The organism is Deinococcus ficus, assembly GCF_003444775.1.
Classification (GTDB): Bacteria; Deinococcota; Deinococci; order Deinococcales; family Deinococcaceae; genus Deinococcus; species Deinococcus ficus.
Genome location: NZ_CP021081.1, coordinates 850,241 through 865,337, shown reverse-complemented (window position 1 = coordinate 865,337; position 15,097 = coordinate 850,241). Strand labels below are relative to the sequence as shown.

Below are 15,097 nucleotides of genomic sequence, written 5' to 3'. Positions count from 1 at the left end.
GGCCCGGGGATTTTGCTATGCCGGCGCGGTCCGCTCCAGGCCGATTCCGCCGTTCAGCGGGCCGTGTCGTCCAGGCTCGCCAGGCCGTGCCGCAGGGCATACAGGGCGGCCTGCGTGCGGCTGTCCAGGCCCAGTTTGCCCAGCAGGCGGCTCACGTGCGTCTTCACGGTCGCCTCGCTCACGCCCTGCTCCGCGGCGATGTCGCGGTTGCTGTGCCCCCGGGCGATCAGTTGCAGCACGATCGTCTCCTTGGGCGTCAGGGTCTCGCGCATGTCCGGCCCGCGGAAGTCCCGCACCAGCCGCCGCGCCGCTTCCGGGTGCAGCCGCACCTCGCCGCGCGCCGCGGCATGAATCGCGTCGGCCAGCGTGTCCGACGAGGCGTCTTTCAGCATGTAGCTGATGGCGCCGGCCTCGATCGCGCCGTTCACCTTGTGTTCTTCCAGGGTGCTGGTCAGGGCGATCACCTCGGTGTCGGGCAGCAGGCGGCGCAGCGTGCGGGTGGCGGTGATGCCGTCCATCACGGGCATCATCAGGTCCATCACGACCACGTCCGGGTGCAGCGCCTGCGCCTGCGTGACGGCCTCCTCGCCGTTGGCGGCCTCGCCGATCACCTCGATGTCCGGGTCCAGGCCCAGGAAGAGTTTCAGGCCCTGGCGGACGACGGCGTGGTCGTCCACCAGCAGCACGCGTACGGTGCGGGCCGGATCGGGGGTGTGGGCATCAGGGGTAGGGTCAGTTGAGGTCATGGGGAAGCTCCTGTCGGGGGGCTGGAGTCCGGGAGGGTCTCCAGGGTGAAGTTGCGGGCGGGGCAGTCCACGAACAGGTCCAGTTGCGGTTCCTGGCCCTCGTCCGCGCCGGCGGGCAGGGTGATCGTCTCGCGTTCCGGGAAGCGCACCCGCACCCGCAGGCGAGCTGGGACGCGCACGGTCACGTCGCCGGTCACGGTGCGCAGGTCCAGCCGGCCCGTGGTGCCGGGCGTGGCGGTCACGGTCATGTCGCTCATGGCGGTCTGCACGCTGCCGCGGCCGGTGCGGGCCGGCAGCGTGAGGCGCACCTCGCCGCTGGTGGTGTTTACGCTGAGTCCGCCCATCGCGGCGCTGCGGAGGTTCAGGGTGAGGTCCCCGGTGCGGTTCGTGACCGTCAGGACCTCCGGCGCGGACGCCCGGGCGGCCGTGACGCGGATGTCCCCGGTGAGGCTGCTCAGCGTGAGCGGCCCGGACGGCCGGGCGGGCAGCGTCACGTCCAGCGGCCCGGTGTTCGAGCGGACGTTCAGGGACCGCAGCCGCAGGGTGCTCAGGTCCAGCGCCTGCGTGCCGCCGCTCGTGATGGTCGAGAGCGTCAGGGGAATGCGCGGCGTGACCTTCAAGGCGATGTCGTGCTGGAAGGGCTCGGGGCCCACGCCGATGCCCTGGTCACGGTCCAGGGCCTGCACGTTCATGGTGAGGGTGGCGCGCACGTCCCCGCCGGTGCGGCCGGTCTGCACGTGCAGCGGGTTGCGTTCCCGGTGCGTGCCCTGCCCGCGCAGGACGTCGCCGTCCGTCTGCGCCAGCGGGCCCAGCGTCAGGTTCGCGCGGTCCCCGGACACCCGCACGGCGGCCGTACGGGCCATGTCCAGCGGCAGCGGCCCGTCCAGCGGCACGCGCACGGGTGTGGTCACGCTGCCCAGGCCCGGGCGGGGCACCAGCGTGCGGTCCTCCCAGATCAGCAGCAGGCCCGCGCCTGCCAGTCCCAGACCCAGCAGCATCCGGCGCAGCGCCGGACCCACCGGGCGGGACGCCGGGCGGCGCGTCAGCCGGCGCGTCACGCGGACTCCCGGTGCCCGGCCACGGGCTCGGCCGCGCGGTCCGGCACCCCGCCCGGGGCGGTGGGCAGCCGCAGGGTCACGATGGTGCCCTCGCCCGGCGCGCTCTGCACGTCCAGGGTGCCGCCCGCGCCCTCGGCCCGTTCCCGCATGCTGCGCTGGCCCAGCGTGCCCCGCCCCTGCGCGTGCGGGTCGAAACCGCGCCCGTCGTCCCGCACGGTCACCGTGACCCGCCCGGCGTCCTGGCGTACCCCCAGCCACACCTGCGTGGCGCGGGCGTGCTTCACCACGTTGTGAAGCGCCTCCTGCGTCACGCGGTACGCCGCCGCCTGCCCGTCCGGTGTGAGGTGCGGTTCGGCCGGCATGTCCGCGTGCACCTTCAGGCCATGCCGGGCCTCCATGGCGTGCGCGTGCTGGCTCAGCGCCGCGATCAGCCCGCCTTCCTCCAGCGCGTCCGGCCGCAGGCTGAACAGCAGGGCCTTCATCTCGGACACGCCGCCCTCCGCGAGGCTGATGGTGTACTCCAGACTGGCCCGCGCCTTGGCCGGATCGCGGTCCAGGGTGGCGCGCGCCGTCTTGGCGCCCAGGGTGATGCCGTACAGCGCCTGCGCCACGCTGTCGTGCAGCTCACGGGCCAGCCGGGCGCGTTCCTGCTCCCCGGCGCGCTCCCCGGCCCGCTGGATCAGCTGCGAGGCGTGCAGCGCCGTCCCCGCATGGTCGGCGATGCTGAGCAGGAAGGCGAGTTCCTGCTCAGCCGGCCGCGTGCCGGCCGCGTACACCGCGCGCAGGGTGCCGCCGTCCTCCCGCGCGGCCGTGGGCGGCAGCGTGACCGGCAGCGTCACCAGCGTGCGGCCGCTGGCGGCCAGCCGGACATCCGCCTCCCCGGACACCGGCGGGCGCTCCACCGGGCCGGTCAGTGCCGGATCGAGGAGGCCCGCCTGCGCCAGCGCCCCGCCGTCCCCACCCACCAGGGCGATGCCGTGCGCGGTGCTGGCCGCCAGCGCCTGCGCCGTCAGGTCCGCCAGCGTGCCGGGCAGGTCGTCCCCCAGCGCCACCCGGCCCGCCGCGCGGCGCAGCGCCACGACCTCCCGCTGCGCGGCCTCCGCGCCCAGGTCCGGCGCCAGCAGCGCCACCACCAGGCGCGCCCACACCCGCCCCAGCAGGTTCAGCAGCCCGCCCGTGAGCAGCAGGCTGCCCAGGCCCAGCAGCATCATCCCCAGCACGCTCCACTCGTGCAGCTGCACGGTGTACTCCTGCCACACGAACGCCAGGCCCGGCGCGTTCACCCACAGCGGCGCCCCCAGCCCCGCGGCCGCCAGAGCCAGCAGGTTCAGCAGCGCCACCCAGCACGCCAGCGACAGCGGCAGCTGAATCACATGAAACAGCAGCGCCCGGTACGTCTCCCCGTCGGCCAGCACGGCGCGCAACCACGGCAGCACCCCACTGTACGCCCGCGGCAGCCGCGGCTCGAAGCGCACGCCCACCAGCGCCGCCATCCAGCGCTGCAGGTCCGCCAGCCCCCGCACCAGCCACAGCGACGCCAGCAAGAACCCTGCCCCGACCACCAGCGGCAGCGTCACCACGCCCAGCAGCACCCCGCACAGCAGCACCCCGAAACACACCACGCCCACCGGGAAGGCCAGCAGCACGTACAGCGCGGCGCGGTACGTGCGGGCGTCCAGCAGGTCCGCCATCACCCCGCCCCGCTCCGGCCGGGCGGCGCCCACACCGTCCTGCCCGCCGAACTCCGCCCTCATGCCCCGCAGCGTACACCGCACGCGCCCACCCCACGTCCGCCGAAAGGACGACAGGCGGAGCCAGCCAGGGTGGTAACGAAAGAGAGCCGCGCGGGGCGGCTCTTTCCTTCACGTTCCGGGGTTCAGCCGGGGATCTTGATCTTCTGGCCGGGCTGGATCAGGTCGGGGTTGCTGATGTTGTTGTAGTGGGCGATTTTCTTGTATTCCATGGCGTCGCCGTAGTACTTCTGCGCGATGGCGCTCAGGCTGTCGCCGGCCTTGACGGTGTACACGGTGTCGCCACTGTCCTGGTCTTTCTCCTTCGCGAGTTCCTTGGCGCCGGCGGCGACCTTCAGGCCGCTGACGTCCACGCCGGCCACACCCTCCACGCCGCGGGCGATCTTCTCGGCAAGGCGGAGTTCGTGGTCGTTGTCCACGACGCCGCGCAGGATCACGCTCTTGCCGCTCTGCAGCACGTCGATGGGGTCGTCGGCCAGTTCACCGTTGTTGCGGATGGCCTGGTGCACGGCCTTGGCGACGCGGCTGGAGTCCTCGATTTCCTGGAGGATCTCGTCGTTCTGCGCCTGCGGGTCGGCCATGCTGACCTGCGGGGTTTCCATGGTCTGCGGGGTGGCGGGCACGGACTGGGCGGTGGGGCTGGCCGGGGTGGGCGCAGCCGCCTCCTGGGCGACGAGGCCGCTCACGTCCACGCTCTTGACGCCGTTGATGCCCTCAGCGACCACGCGCACGAGGTTGTTGTACCGGCTGTTGGGAACCATGCCGGTCACGGTGACGTTGCCGCCGCGTTCCTGCACCTGCAGGCCGAGGCCTTGCAGGCGGGGCTGGGCGTCGAGGGCTTCCTTGACTCGGTCAGCGGTGCTCTTTCCAAATGGCCACATGCCTGGAAGGTACACGGCAGCGGCCTGAACGGTGGGGTGAGTGAAGGGTCGCTCTCGGTGGGTTCTCATGGGCCCAGCCGTCGTGGCGGGACTACCGCTGCGGGCGGTGAAAGGGGGATGTGAGAACGCTCAGGTTCCGCCCGGCTCAGATCGGGTAGTAGGTGCGGGCCTCGCCGGCAAGGTAATCGCGGGTGGGCAGCCAGATCAGGGGGTTGCGTTCCTCGCATTCGGGCGGGGGGCCGTAGCGGACCAGGCCTTCCACCTGGTCGAACGGCACCCATTTCACGCCCACGACCTCGGGGTCGGTGGGGGCGATCTCGCCCTGTGCGGTGGCGGTGAAGCGGGCGAACATGGCGTAGCACTCGTTTTTCGTGCCGGTCAGCAGTTCGCCTTCGAGCAGGCTCACGAAGGTCAGGTCGGACACCTGCAAGCCGGTTTCCTCCTGCACCTGCCGGGCGGCGGCGTCGGCGAGGGTCTCGCCGGGCTGGGCCTTGCCGCCGGGCAGGCCGTAGAAGATGCTGCCGTCGTCCATGCGTTCCTCGACCAGCAGGAGCTTCCCGTCCCGGACGAGGTACACGTGCGCGGCGCGTTTCAGGGGCAGGGTGCGGGTCTGGCGGGTCATGCGTCCGGCAGTGTAGCGTCCGGCCCGCCCGCCGCGGCGCTGAACAGGTGCAGGACGTCCTGGGGCAGCCGGGCGGGGCGGTACTGGCGGTCGGTGGCGATGTGCCGGGTTTCGCCGGTGGCGAGGAGTTCCGTGCCGCGGTGCAGCTCGTACTGGAAGGTCATGGTGCGGCTGCGCAGCTGCGCGAGGCGGGTGGTGAGGGTCAGGGTGTCGCCGTAGCGGGCGGCGCGGCGGTACTCGACGTTCAGGCCGGAGAGCATCAGGTAGTACCCGCGGGCCTCGACCTCGGTGTAGGGCAGGCCGAGCTGCTCCATCAGTTCGGTGCGGCCCACCTCGAACCACACGGGGTACGTGGCGTGGTGCACGACGCCCATCATGTCGGTCTCGGCGTAGCGGACCGTGAGGGTGGAGGCGTGCTGCACGGGGGTCACAGGCGGTTGTCGGCCGCGTCCCGGAATTCGAGGGTGGGGGTGCGGCGCATCTTGACCTGGGCGGCCACCACGCGCTGCAGGTGGCCGCGGGCGTGGCTGAGGGCTTCGAGGAGGCCGTCCATGTCGCCGGTGATGGCGCTGACGTACACGCGGGCCAGGGTGTAGTCGGGGGTGACCTGGATGCGGTCCACGGTGACGATCATGGGCACGCGGGGGTCGCGGAGTTCGCTGATGGCCTCGCTGAGCACGCGGGTGAGCTGGGCCTGCACCTGTTCGGGTTTCACGGCTGGCCTCCCGGGGTGGTGTGGGGGGTGGGGCGGTGGGTCATCCCGGCATCCTAGTGCACGGGCCTTAACGCTGGTAGCGGCGCCCGGTGTAGGAGGCGAACACGCCGATGCCGTAACTGACGCGCCGAACGCTGTCCTGCACGGCGCGGCCCTTCCAGGCGAGGCCGGTGCTGCTGCCGCCGTCGAGCAGCAGGGCGTCTTTCACGCCGAGGCGGCGCATGACCTTGCCCATCTCGGTGGTGGTGAGGCGCGACCGGGTGCTGACCAGGATCAGGTCGCGGTTGCTGCTCAGGCCGATGGCGCTGCGGGCCGCCCGGCCGAACAGCGCGGGGTCACGGAAGGCGGTGCTGTAGCGGGTGGTCACCTGCCCGCCGGCCAGGATGCGGGGGCCGGTGGCGATCACGGTTTCCATGCCGGCCCAGGTGGCGTCCAGCGGCCGGGCGAGGACGGGGGTGGTGGTGGCGCGGATGGTGGCGCGGTTGTCGGGGGTGATGGCCAGGGCCATGGGGATGCGGCCCCAGGTGAGCAGCCGGCCCTGCATGACGATGTCGCCGGCCGGGGCGTAGCTCTGCGGGTGGAAGTAACTGCCGTTGATGACGGCCATGGCGCCGCTGCGCCGGGCGAGTTCGGAGACGGTCGCCGCGGCGCCGTACTGGAAGCCCCGGCCGGGCAGGACCGGGGCGACCAGCACGTCGCGGTGCCTGAGGTCCACCTGCACGATGTCGACGGGGATGTTCAGGGCGCGGGCCTTGCGGTACGTGACCGCCTCGCGGCGGGGGGCCGGCGGGACCGGCACGGGCACGCGCGAGGGCACGAGCAGTTTCTTGCCGGGCACGATGTGCGACCGGCTGCCCAGGGCGTTCAGGCGCCGCAGGGCGTCCACGCTGAGGCGGTGGCGGGCGGCGAGCGCTTCGGGGGTGTCCTTGAGGGCCATGCGCACGTAGCGGTACACGGTGCGGACCTCGGTGCCGGGCGGGAGGGGCGCGGCGCCGCGGGTGCCGCGGGCCGGGACGCGCAGTTTCTGCCCGGGGCGAATCACCGTGCCGGTGAGGCGGTTGGCGAGTTGCAGGGCGCCCACGGTCACGCCGGCGCGCCCGGCGATGGCGCCGAGGGTGTCGCCGCGTTTCACGGTGTACCAGCCCTGCATGCCCGCTCCGGCGGAGGCGGGGGCTTTTGCGGGAGCGCCGCCGAGGCGCAGGACCTGACCCACGCGGATCACGTCGCTCTTCAGGTTGTTCAGGGTCTTGAGCCGGGCCACGCTGAGGCCAGTGCGTTTGGCGACACCGCTGAGGGTGTCGCCGGGTTTCACGGTGAGGGTGGCGGCCGCCGGTGGGCCCAGGGCGGCCCGGGCGGGGCCGGCCACGTTCGCCATCAGGAGCAGGATCAGGGTGAGACGGCGGAACATGGCCCCAGGACAGCAGCTACGCGCCGCCGGTGAGTGAGCGGGGGCTGACCCGGTCTTAGGGAACCGGGCGGGGCGCGCGGGTGGCGTACGCCTTTCGACGGATGCCCGTGCCCCGGCCGGCCGGGCAGACTGGGGGCACTTCGGGAGGGGCCTCCGCACGGGAAGCATCGACAACCCGCCTGAAGCTCCCCCGCCCGCACCGTGGCGGGGTTTTTCGTGGTGCTGGAGGTTTACAGTCGGCCGACGAGCTGCACGTCCCCGGCGCTGATGGTGTGCAGGTCGCCGTCCCGGGCGCGCAGCAGCAGGTTGCCCTGGGCGTCCAGGTCCTCGGCGCGGCCGCTGAGCAGCCCGCGGGCGGTCTGGACCTGCACGTCGCGGCCCAGGGTCAGGCTGGCGGCCTTCCAGGCGTCCAGCACCGCTTCCCGGGGCTGCGCCAGCCAGCGGTCCAGCGCGTCCAGCGCCGCTTTCAGGAACGCGGCGCGGGTCAGCCCGGGGCGGAATTCGTTCAGGTGCGCCGCACCCTCCGGGGCCTCGCTGACGTTCACGCCGATGCCCAGCACGGCCCGGCGGGCCTCCTCGCCGCGCAGGTCGGCTTCCAGCAGGATGCCGGCGAGTTTACGGCCGTCCGGGGTGAGCAGGTCGTTCGGCCATTTCAGGCCGCACGCGCCGCCCTGCCCGGCGCTGGCGGCCTCGTGCAGGGCGACGCCGGCGGTCAGCGGCATCAGGCCCAGCTCGGGCAGGGTCAGGGGGTGGCCGTCCGGGGCGCTTTGCAGCAGCACGCTGAACACCAGCGTGCCGCCGCTGCTGCTCCAGACCCGGCCCCGGCGGCCGCGGCCGCTGAGTTGCCGTTCGGCGACCAGAGTGGCGCCGTGCGGGGCGGGGGCGGCGGGGTCGTCGGCCCAGGCGCGCAGGGCGTCCTGGGTGCTCTGCACGGTGCCCTGGTAGCGCAGGGCCTGGCCGATCACGCCGCCCGGGTGGACCAGCGTGGCGGCGGGCGTGCCGGGGGCCAGCGCGTAGCCCTGGCGGGTGGTGGTGACGGGAACGCCGTCGTCGAGCAGTTTGCGGGCCAGGGTGTTCACGGTGACGCGGTTCACGCCCAGCCGGGCGCCGAGCTGGTCGCCGGTCTGCGGCTGGTCGGTCAGGACGTTCAGGAGGCGGTCGGGCACGGGGATGTTGTACGCCGGTCCGGGCGGGCGGGGCAAGGGGCGCGGGGGAGGGTGTCAGGGGCTTATCAGGAAGGCTTGCTAGTATCGGGGCATGACGATGGTCCGGCAGACGAAACAACGTGCGGCGGTGCTGGACGTCCTGCGGGACGCGCGCACGCACCCGGACGCCGCGTGGATTCACGCGCAGGTCCGCGAACTGCTGCCCAGCGTGAGCTTGGGAACCGTGTACCGCACCCTGGACGCCCTGGTGCGCGACGGCGTGGTGCTCACCATCGAGCGGGCCGGGCAGGCCACCCGCTACGACTTCCGGCACCAGGGGCAGGACCACCACCACGCCGTGTGCCGCGCGTGCGGCGCGATCTTCGACGTGCCGGCCACGCCGGTGCCGGAACTGCCGGCCGGCGCGCTGCCGCCCGGATTCACGGTGACCGACGTGCGGCTGGAATTCCTGGGCGTGTGCCCGGCCTGCCGGCCCGAAAGTCAGGCCTGAAGGGCTGCGGGGCGGGCTGTCCCGGGGCGGCTGGGGTACCCTGGCGGGCGTGACTGAACGCCCGAGTGCTTCCCTGACCACGCCCACCGCCCCCGGCGGCCTGCCGGAGTCCGGTGGGGGGCCGGTGCGCCCGCAGGTGTTCCTGCCGACCCTGCTGCTGGGCTGGGGGTTGGGCGTGCTGGCGCTGCTGCTGGTCCGCACCGTGGGCGGGGCGCTGCTGACCGAGCCCTGCGAGGGCCGCACGTTGCTGGCCCTGGTGGTGCCGCTGCTGCTGGGTCCGGGGGGCCTGGCCTTCGCGGCGGTGAATGCCCGCCGGCCGCGCCGGGCGACGCTGGGGCTGGGCTTCATGGTGGCGTCGCTGCTGCCGGGTCTGCTGCTGGGCGTGCAGGACATCGGGAAGCTGCGCGGCAGCGGCTGCGCGGGCGGGTACGTGGTGTTCGCCCCGCAGGGCGGCAAGTCGCTGACGGCTGTGAACGTGCCGGCAGGCGGGCGGGTCACCTTCACGGGCCGGCTGGGCGGGTACCGCCGTGAGGAGTACCGGGCGCCGTTCACGCTGCGGGCGGAATCGTCCGCGCCGGGCGTGCAGGTGGTGCTGCCGAAAACGCAGGTGTACGCCGGGGAGGTCTTCCCTGTCGAGGTGATCGCCGGGAAGAACGTGGGCGTGAACGCATACACGCTGGGCCTGGAGGCCAAGCAAGTGAAGGACGGCCGCCCCGTAGGTGTGACGAGCACCCTGACCGTGAACGTGCAGCTGCCCCGCTGAGCCGCTCGGAGCTGGACGAGGGTGCCGCCGGGTGGGTGCGGGGTGCTACGGTGAGCGGGTGCCGGACTGGACGGGACTGCTCACGATCATGAACAAGACCTTCCTGACCATGCTGGTGGTCATGGACCCGGTCGGCCTGGCGCCCATCTTCCTGGGCCTGGCGGGCGGGCGGCCCAGTTTCGAGCGGCGGCGCGTGGCGCGCAAGGCGACGGTGGTGGCCGGGCTGATCATCCTGGCGTTCGGGCTGTTCGGGCGGGCGCTGCTGGAGCACCTGGGCATCAGCCTGAGTGCCTTCCGCATCGCGGGAGGGCTGCTGCTGTTCATGATCGCGCTGGACATGGTGTTCGCGCGCACCAGCGGCAGCAAGGAAACGCCGGAAGAGGAACAGGAGGCGCACGAGCGGCAGGACATCAGCGTGTTCCCGCTGGCGATTCCGCTGATCGCGGGGCCGGGCACGCTGGCGAGCATCATGATTCTCGCCAGCGACGCGCACGGGGAGCCCATCACCCTCACGGCGGTGTTCCTGGTGACGTTCGGGGTGCTGCTGCTGTGTTACGCGGCGCTGCGGCTGGCCGGGCAGATCGGGAAGGTGATCGGCGTGACCGGCGTGCACGTGGTCACGCGCGTGCTGGGAGTGCTGCTGGGCGCGCTGGCCGTTCAGTACGTCGCCGACGGCGCACTGGAACTGCTGCGCGGCGGCCTGAAGATCACCTGAGGCCAGAGGGGCCTGTACGCCATCTGACGCAGCGTTCATTGAGCGCTGCTAAGCGCGTCTGCGGAACATTCGCCTGACGGCCGGGCACTAGAATGCCGCCATGACTGTCAGGACGAACGGAGGCGAAGAGAACCGAATACCCCTGCACGCGCGGCGTGTCGCGGCGGACCTGAACGCCCCGCGCGTCCTGGTGCTGAACGCCTCGTACGAGCCGCTGCAGGTCACCAGCGTCAAGCGGGCCATCACCCTGCTGCAGTACGGCGTGGCCGAGGTGCTGGCCGACAGCCAGGAGATCGTCCGGTCGCCCAGCACGGTCCTCAGCGTGCCCAGCGTGATCCGCCTGCGCCGGTACGTGCGCCGCCCGCGGGTGCATCCGGTGCCGTTCAACCGCCGGAACGTGCTGCGGCGCGACACCTTCGAATGCCAGTACTGCGGCGCGAGCACCGAGCTCACCATGGACCACGTGATGCCGCGTTCCCGCGGCGGGCGGCATCACTGGGAGAACGTGGTGACGGCCTGCCGCCCCTGCAATCAGCGCAAGGGCAACCAGACGCCGGACGAGGCGGGGATGCCGCTGCGGTCACGGCCCCGCGCCCCGACGTTCGGGGTGTACGCGCACGGGCAGTTCGCGCACTGGCAGCCGGAGTGGGCCCAGTACCTGCGCTGAGCACGGCGGCGTCACACTCGGGGAGGGCTCAAGGCTCTCCCCTTTTCATGTGCCTGGGCCGGTGCAGACCAGCGGTTTGCGGGCGCGGCGGACCGGGCGGTATACCCGGGCATGGACCGTGAACAGGCGCACGCGCTGATGCTGGAGCACACCCCCTCGGAGTCGCTGCGGCGGCACATGCTGAACGTGGAGACCGCCATGCGCGCCTACGCCCGCCACTGGGCCGCGCAGGGCGAGGCGGCCGACGAGGAAACCTACGCCTTGGCCGGTCTGCTGCACGACTTCGATTACGAACAGCATCCGGACGAGCACCCGGCCTGGGGCGTGGCCTACCTGCGCGAGCACACCGACACCCCACCTGAAGTGCTGGACGCGATCCTGGGGCACGCGGCGTTCACGGGCACGCCGCGCACCACCCTGCTCTCGAAGACGCTGTTCGCTGTGGACGAACTGACCGGGCTGGTGCAGGCCGCCGCCCTTGTGCGCCCCGACCGGGACGTGCGGGGCGTGGAGCTGAGCAGCCTGAAAAAGCGCTTCAAGAACCGCGCCTTCGCGGCGGGCGTGAACCGCGACGAGGTGGTGCAGGGTGCCGAGGAACTGGGCGTGGACCTGGACGAGCACTTCCAGCGGGTGCTGACGGCCCTGCAGGGCACAGTCGCCTGAGCGGGCGCGGCGGGAATGCCGTGCGGGCCGGCAGAAACGCGGCGCAGGGAGTCAAGTTTCCATAGGCATCTCATAAAGGCCTGGTGGGCGCGTTCTCAGAGACCGAAGCGGGGGAGGCGCCACAATCACGTCAGTTGAATCCGCACCGCCGCGTTCGTGGTGCGGCCTGCTCAAAGGAGACCTGACATGAACAAGACCCTGCTCGCGCTGTCCCTGATGCTTGCTGCCCCCGCCGCCCTCGCCACCGCGCCCAGCCCGGTGTACATGCAGGTCCAGGACACCAACGGTGACGACACCGCCACCACCGACGCCACCAGCGGCGACACCAACACCGACAGCACCGACGGCGCCGTCGAGAGCATCGGCGAGAACGTGGACGAGGCCGTCTCCGAGACCGGTGACGCCGTGGAAGCCGCCGGGGATGAAGTCGCCGAGGAAACCGCCCAGGCCGGCGAGGCCGTGGACAACGCCGTGGACCCCAACGGTGACGGCGTGGTGGACAGCAACAACGACGGCGTGGCCGACACCCGTCAGTTCCCCTGGGGCCTGCTCGGCCTGCTGGGTCTGGCCGGTCTGATGGGCCGCAGCCGCCCCGCGCCCGTGGTCACCAGCACCACCGGCACCTACACCGACCGCCGCTAAACCCAACCAGGAAAGCGCCCCCCAGACTTCGGGGGGCGCTCCTCTTTGGCCGTCAGGGGGTCAGGAGGTGCGGGGCGGGAATTTCACGAAGGTCATCCAGAAGCCCTCGAAGGCCTTCATGGCGCTGAGGAAGTTCTCGAAGCCCACGGGCTTGACCACGTACCCGCTGGCGTGCCGCATGTAGGAGCTGCGGATGTCGTCCTCGGCCTGGCTGGTGGTCAGCATCACGACCGGAATGGTGCTCAGGGCCGGGTCGGCCTTGATCTCGTCCAGGACTTCCAGGCCGTTCTTGCGGGGCATGTTGATGTCCATCAGGATCACGTCGGGGCGGGGCGCGTCGGCGTGCTCGGCTTCGCGGCGCAGGAAGCGCAGGGCCTCGACCCCGTCACGGGCGACGTGCAGGTGGTTGGGGACGCTGGCTTCCTCGAAGGCTTCCAGGGTCAGCAGCACGTCCGGCTCGTTGTCCTCGACGAGCAGAATGTGAATGGGTGTGGGGTCTTGTTCGCTCATGCGGTCTCTCGGGGGGTGGGGGCGGGGGATTCCGGGGCGGCAGGCAGGGTGAGGTGAAAGGTGCTGCCCTGGCCGGAACTGGACTCGACCCGGAGCGTGCCGCCGTGGTACTCGGCGATCTTGCGTCCGATGGCCAGCCCGATGCCGTTGCCTTCGTACTCGGCGCGGCCGTGAAGCCGCTGGAAGATATCAAAGATCCGTTCATGATACTCGGAAGAAATTCCTATCCCGTTATCCCGCACGGTGACATGCACCGTCCGCCTGTTGCCCTCGGACCGCACGGTCACGACCGGCGGCTGACCCTCCTGGTAGAATTTCAGGGCGTTGCCGACCAGGTTCGTGAGCAGCTGCAGCAGCAGGGATGGCCGGCCCAGCACGGCGTGCGGCGTCTCCCAGGTGAGCCGCCCGCCGGTGCCCTCCAGCGAGGCGCGCACGTTCGACTGCACCTGTTCCATCAGGGCGTCCAGGGTGACGGTTTCGTGCGGCTGGTCGTCGCGACCCAGCCGCGAAAAGTGCAGCAGGTCCTGGATGAGGCTCTGCATGCGCGTCACGGCCTCGCGCAGGAAGGCAAGGTAGCGGTCGGCGCGGTCGTCGAGCTGGCCCTGGTAGCGGCGGCTGAGCAGGTCGGCGTAATTGCCGATGGTCCGCAGGGGCTCCTGCAGGTCGTGACTGGCGATGGACGCGAAGCGGCTGAGGTCCTCATTGCTGCGCCGCAGCTCGCGCAGGGTGTGCTCCAGCTGCTCCTCGGCGCGGCGGCGTTCGGTGACGTCCCGGAACATGGTGACGGCCCCGGTGATCTGCCCGGCGTGGTCGCGGGTGGGCGTGACCACGTACGACACGGGAATCGCCCGGCCGTCCGCGTGCCAGAACGTGTCGGCCTCCACGCGGCGGGTCTCGCCGTCCCGGAGGGTGAGGTAGATCGGGCACTCGTGTTTCGGGTGGGGTTCGCCGCTCTCGTGGTGGTGGTGAATCAGGTCGTGAAGGTCCGCACCGATCAGGCGTTCCACGCCGTAGCCCAGGCTGCGCGCGGCAGCCGGGTTGGCGAACGCCGCACGGCCCTGCAGGGTCAGGCCGAAGATGCCCTCGCCAGCCGCGTTGAGCAGCAGGCTGGAAAAGCGGGTGGCCTCGGCCATCTCACGGGTGCGCTCCGCGACGCGCTGTTCCAGGCTGGCGTTGCTGGCCCGCAGCTGCGCCTCGGCGGCCTGCACGGCGCTCACATCGGTGTGCGTGCCGATCCACTCGCGCACGCTGCCGTCGGCGTGACACACCGGCACCGCGCGGGCCTGCATGGGCACGTACGCCCCGTCGGCACGGCGGATGCGGTGCAGGGTGGTGTACATGCCCGCCTGCGCCACCGCGGCCGTCCAGGCGGCCAGGGTGCCGGCGCGGTCCTCCGGGTGAATGGCGTCCAGCCAGCCCTGGCGCAGGTACTCCTGCTCGGTCTGGCCGGTGAAGGCCTGCCAGTTCGGCTGCGGGGCGCGGAATTCCCCGTCAGGTGCGGCGGTCCAGACCATCTGCGAGGTGGCCTGCACCAGCGTCCGGAATCGGGCCTCGCTGTCCTGCAATCTCTGGAGCAGCCGGTGGCGCTCGGTCACGTCGCGCAGCACGCTGAGCACCTGGTCCGGCTGCGCCTGCCCGGCGGTCCAGCGCGGCAGGGCGGTCACGTTCAGCCACCGCCAGTCGCCCCGGCGGGGGTTGAACACGCGGTACAGCACGTCGCGCTGCGCCTCGCCAGTCTGCAGGGCGCGCATGACCGGGCGCTCCTCCGGGCGGAACGGCTCGCCTTCGGCCGTCAGCGTCTGCCAGCGGGGGTCCACCGACGTGCGGCCGGTGAGTTCGTCCAGGCTCAGGCCCAGGATCTCCAGCGCGGCGGCGTTGGCGTCCAGGATGCGGGTCTCGCGGTCCTGCACGACCACGCCCAGGCCCAGGTCGTCCAGCAGGGTCTGGGCGACCTCCGGTGTCTCCTCGGGGAGGCGCAGATGCAGCAGCGCCCCGCCCGCCCCGGCCGGAGTGACGGTCACCAGCGCCGGGAGCGTGCGGGAGGGCAGGGACAGGCGCAGCTGTGACGGTTCCCCCCGGCCGGCCGCGTCCACTGCGGCGTGCAGCTGGGGCGCGGCGGCCGGGGGGAACAGGGCCGTCCAGGTGGAGGCGTGACCAGGGGGGCCCAGCAGGGCCTGCGCGGCGGCGTTCAGCTCGGCGTGGCCGTCCGGGCCGATCAGCAGCACCGGGTCCGGCAGCGCCTGCAGAAAGTCGGCGGCGTCGGCCTGCGCGAACGCCTGGCGTGTGCGGGTCATCGGCTG

General features: G+C 72.1%; 17 protein-coding genes. 6 read left to right on the top strand and 11 right to left on the bottom strand.

Annotated elements, in window-relative coordinates; genetic code table 11:
- Nucleotides 1-53: 53 nt before the first annotated feature.
- From DFI_RS04350 to DFI_RS04310, 9 genes are all read right to left on the bottom strand, one after another.
- Complete coding sequence (locus tag DFI_RS04350; protein ID WP_027462080.1) at nucleotides 54-746, bottom strand: response regulator; 693 nt, start codon at nucleotides 744-746, stop codon at nucleotides 54-56.
- The gene (locus DFI_RS04345; RefSeq protein WP_244940312.1) at nucleotides 743-1,804 is read right to left on the bottom strand and encodes a DUF4097 family beta strand repeat-containing protein; all 1,062 of its coding nucleotides are present in this window, start codon (nucleotides 1,802-1,804) and stop codon (nucleotides 743-745) included. The genes DFI_RS04350 and DFI_RS04345 overlap by 4 nt, the downstream gene beginning before the upstream one ends.
- Nucleotides 1,801-3,558 (bottom strand): sensor histidine kinase, encoded by a 1,758-nt coding sequence (locus DFI_RS04340; RefSeq protein WP_043776957.1) that lies wholly within the window; start codon nucleotides 3,556-3,558, stop codon nucleotides 1,801-1,803. The genes DFI_RS04345 and DFI_RS04340 overlap by 4 nt, the downstream gene beginning before the upstream one ends.
- A 122-nt stretch (nucleotides 3,559-3,680) precedes the next feature.
- Nucleotides 3,681-4,436 (bottom strand): BON domain-containing protein, encoded by a 756-nt coding sequence (locus tag DFI_RS04335; RefSeq protein ID WP_027462079.1) that lies wholly within the window; start codon nucleotides 4,434-4,436, stop codon nucleotides 3,681-3,683.
- Between the two features lie 145 nt (nucleotides 4,437-4,581).
- Nucleotides 4,582-5,058 (bottom strand): NUDIX hydrolase, encoded by a 477-nt coding sequence (locus tag DFI_RS04330; protein ID WP_022799902.1) that lies wholly within the window; start codon nucleotides 5,056-5,058, stop codon nucleotides 4,582-4,584.
- Nucleotides 5,055-5,489: an acyl-CoA thioesterase gene (locus DFI_RS04325; RefSeq protein ID WP_043776955.1), complete on the bottom strand. Its 435-nt coding sequence runs from the start codon at nucleotides 5,487-5,489 to the stop codon at nucleotides 5,055-5,057. Before DFI_RS04325 ends, DFI_RS04330 begins: the two co-directional genes overlap by 4 nt.
- The gene (locus tag DFI_RS04320) at nucleotides 5,486-5,773 is read right to left on the bottom strand and encodes a ribosome-binding factor A (RefSeq protein WP_022799904.1); all 288 of its coding nucleotides are present in this window, start codon (nucleotides 5,771-5,773) and stop codon (nucleotides 5,486-5,488) included. The genes DFI_RS04325 and DFI_RS04320 overlap by 4 nt, the downstream gene beginning before the upstream one ends.
- 67 nt (nucleotides 5,774-5,840) lie before the next feature.
- Complete coding sequence (locus tag DFI_RS04315; RefSeq protein ID WP_027462078.1) at nucleotides 5,841-7,181, bottom strand: LysM peptidoglycan-binding domain-containing protein; 1,341 nt, start codon at nucleotides 7,179-7,181, stop codon at nucleotides 5,841-5,843.
- A 230-nt stretch (nucleotides 7,182-7,411) separates the two neighbouring features.
- On the bottom strand, nucleotides 7,412-8,347 hold the full coding sequence (locus DFI_RS04310; protein WP_027462077.1) for a biotin--[acetyl-CoA-carboxylase] ligase: 936 nt from the start codon (nucleotides 8,345-8,347) through the stop codon (nucleotides 7,412-7,414).
- Between the two features lie 91 nt (nucleotides 8,348-8,438).
- On the opposite strand from DFI_RS04310, the gene DFI_RS04305 reads away from it, so the two are divergent.
- From DFI_RS04305 to DFI_RS04280, 6 genes are all read left to right on the top strand, one after another.
- Entirely contained in the window at nucleotides 8,439-8,837 is a 399-nt protein-coding gene (locus tag DFI_RS04305; RefSeq protein WP_027462076.1) for a Fur family transcriptional regulator, read from the top strand.
- Nucleotides 8,838-8,886: 49 nt separating this feature from the next.
- Entirely contained in the window at nucleotides 8,887-9,600 is a 714-nt protein-coding gene (locus DFI_RS04300; protein ID WP_244940311.1) for a hypothetical protein, read from the top strand.
- Between the two features lie 88 nt (nucleotides 9,601-9,688).
- Nucleotides 9,689-10,315, top strand: a complete 627-nt coding sequence (locus tag DFI_RS04295) for a MarC family protein (protein ID WP_043777076.1) — start codon at nucleotides 9,689-9,691, stop codon at nucleotides 10,313-10,315.
- A 100-nt stretch (nucleotides 10,316-10,415) separates the two neighbouring features.
- On the top strand, nucleotides 10,416-10,982 hold the full coding sequence (locus DFI_RS04290) for an HNH endonuclease (RefSeq protein WP_022799910.1): 567 nt from the start codon (nucleotides 10,416-10,418) through the stop codon (nucleotides 10,980-10,982).
- 111 nt (nucleotides 10,983-11,093) lie between these two features.
- Complete coding sequence (locus DFI_RS04285; RefSeq protein ID WP_027462074.1) at nucleotides 11,094-11,645, top strand: HD domain-containing protein; 552 nt, start codon at nucleotides 11,094-11,096, stop codon at nucleotides 11,643-11,645.
- A gap of 186 nt (nucleotides 11,646-11,831) precedes the next feature.
- The gene (locus DFI_RS04280) at nucleotides 11,832-12,287 is read left to right on the top strand and encodes a WGxxGxxG-CTERM domain-containing protein (RefSeq protein WP_027462073.1); all 456 of its coding nucleotides are present in this window, start codon (nucleotides 11,832-11,834) and stop codon (nucleotides 12,285-12,287) included.
- Nucleotides 12,288-12,347: 60 nt separating this feature from the next.
- Here DFI_RS04280 and DFI_RS04275 read toward each other — a convergent pair whose 3' ends face one another.
- Together DFI_RS04275 and DFI_RS04270 are read right to left on the bottom strand one after the other, a co-directional pair.
- Nucleotides 12,348-12,797, bottom strand: a complete 450-nt coding sequence (locus DFI_RS04275; RefSeq protein ID WP_027462072.1) for a response regulator — start codon at nucleotides 12,795-12,797, stop codon at nucleotides 12,348-12,350.
- Nucleotides 12,794-15,091 (bottom strand): PAS domain S-box protein, encoded by a 2,298-nt coding sequence (locus tag DFI_RS04270; protein WP_051307464.1) that lies wholly within the window; start codon nucleotides 15,089-15,091, stop codon nucleotides 12,794-12,796. The genes DFI_RS04275 and DFI_RS04270 overlap by 4 nt, the downstream gene beginning before the upstream one ends.
- Between the last annotated feature and the right edge of the window lie 6 nt (nucleotides 15,092-15,097).

What these genes read in the sequence shown, in the direction of transcription:
- DFI_RS04350 (WP_027462080.1), bottom strand. Translation starts at nt 746, where the DNA reads ATGACCTCAACTGACCCTACCCCTGATGCCCACACCCCCGATCCGGCC.
- DFI_RS04290 (WP_022799910.1), top strand. Translation starts at nt 10,416, where the DNA reads ATGACTGTCAGGACGAACGGAGGCGAAGAGAACCGAATACCCCTGCAC.
- DFI_RS04315 (WP_027462078.1), bottom strand. Translation starts at nt 7,181, where the DNA reads ATGTTCCGCCGTCTCACCCTGATCCTGCTCCTGATGGCGAACGTGGCC.
- DFI_RS04340 (WP_043776957.1), bottom strand. Translation starts at nt 3,558, where the DNA reads ATGAGGGCGGAGTTCGGCGGGCAGGACGGTGTGGGCGCCGCCCGGCCG.
- DFI_RS04275 (WP_027462072.1), bottom strand. Translation starts at nt 12,797, where the DNA reads ATGAGCGAACAAGACCCCACACCCATTCACATTCTGCTCGTCGAGGAC.
- DFI_RS04285 (WP_027462074.1), top strand. Translation starts at nt 11,094, where the DNA reads ATGGACCGTGAACAGGCGCACGCGCTGATGCTGGAGCACACCCCCTCG.
- DFI_RS04280 (WP_027462073.1), top strand. Translation starts at nt 11,832, where the DNA reads ATGAACAAGACCCTGCTCGCGCTGTCCCTGATGCTTGCTGCCCCCGCC.
- DFI_RS04305 (WP_027462076.1), top strand. Translation starts at nt 8,439, where the DNA reads ATGACGATGGTCCGGCAGACGAAACAACGTGCGGCGGTGCTGGACGTC.
- DFI_RS04295 (WP_043777076.1), top strand. Translation starts at nt 9,689, where the DNA reads ATGAACAAGACCTTCCTGACCATGCTGGTGGTCATGGACCCGGTCGGC.
- DFI_RS04335 (WP_027462079.1), bottom strand. Translation starts at nt 4,436, where the DNA reads ATGTGGCCATTTGGAAAGAGCACCGCTGACCGAGTCAAGGAAGCCCTC.
- DFI_RS04270 (WP_051307464.1), bottom strand. Translation starts at nt 15,091, where the DNA reads ATGACCCGCACACGCCAGGCGTTCGCGCAGGCCGACGCCGCCGACTTT.
- DFI_RS04330 (WP_022799902.1), bottom strand. Translation starts at nt 5,058, where the DNA reads ATGACCCGCCAGACCCGCACCCTGCCCCTGAAACGCGCCGCGCACGTG.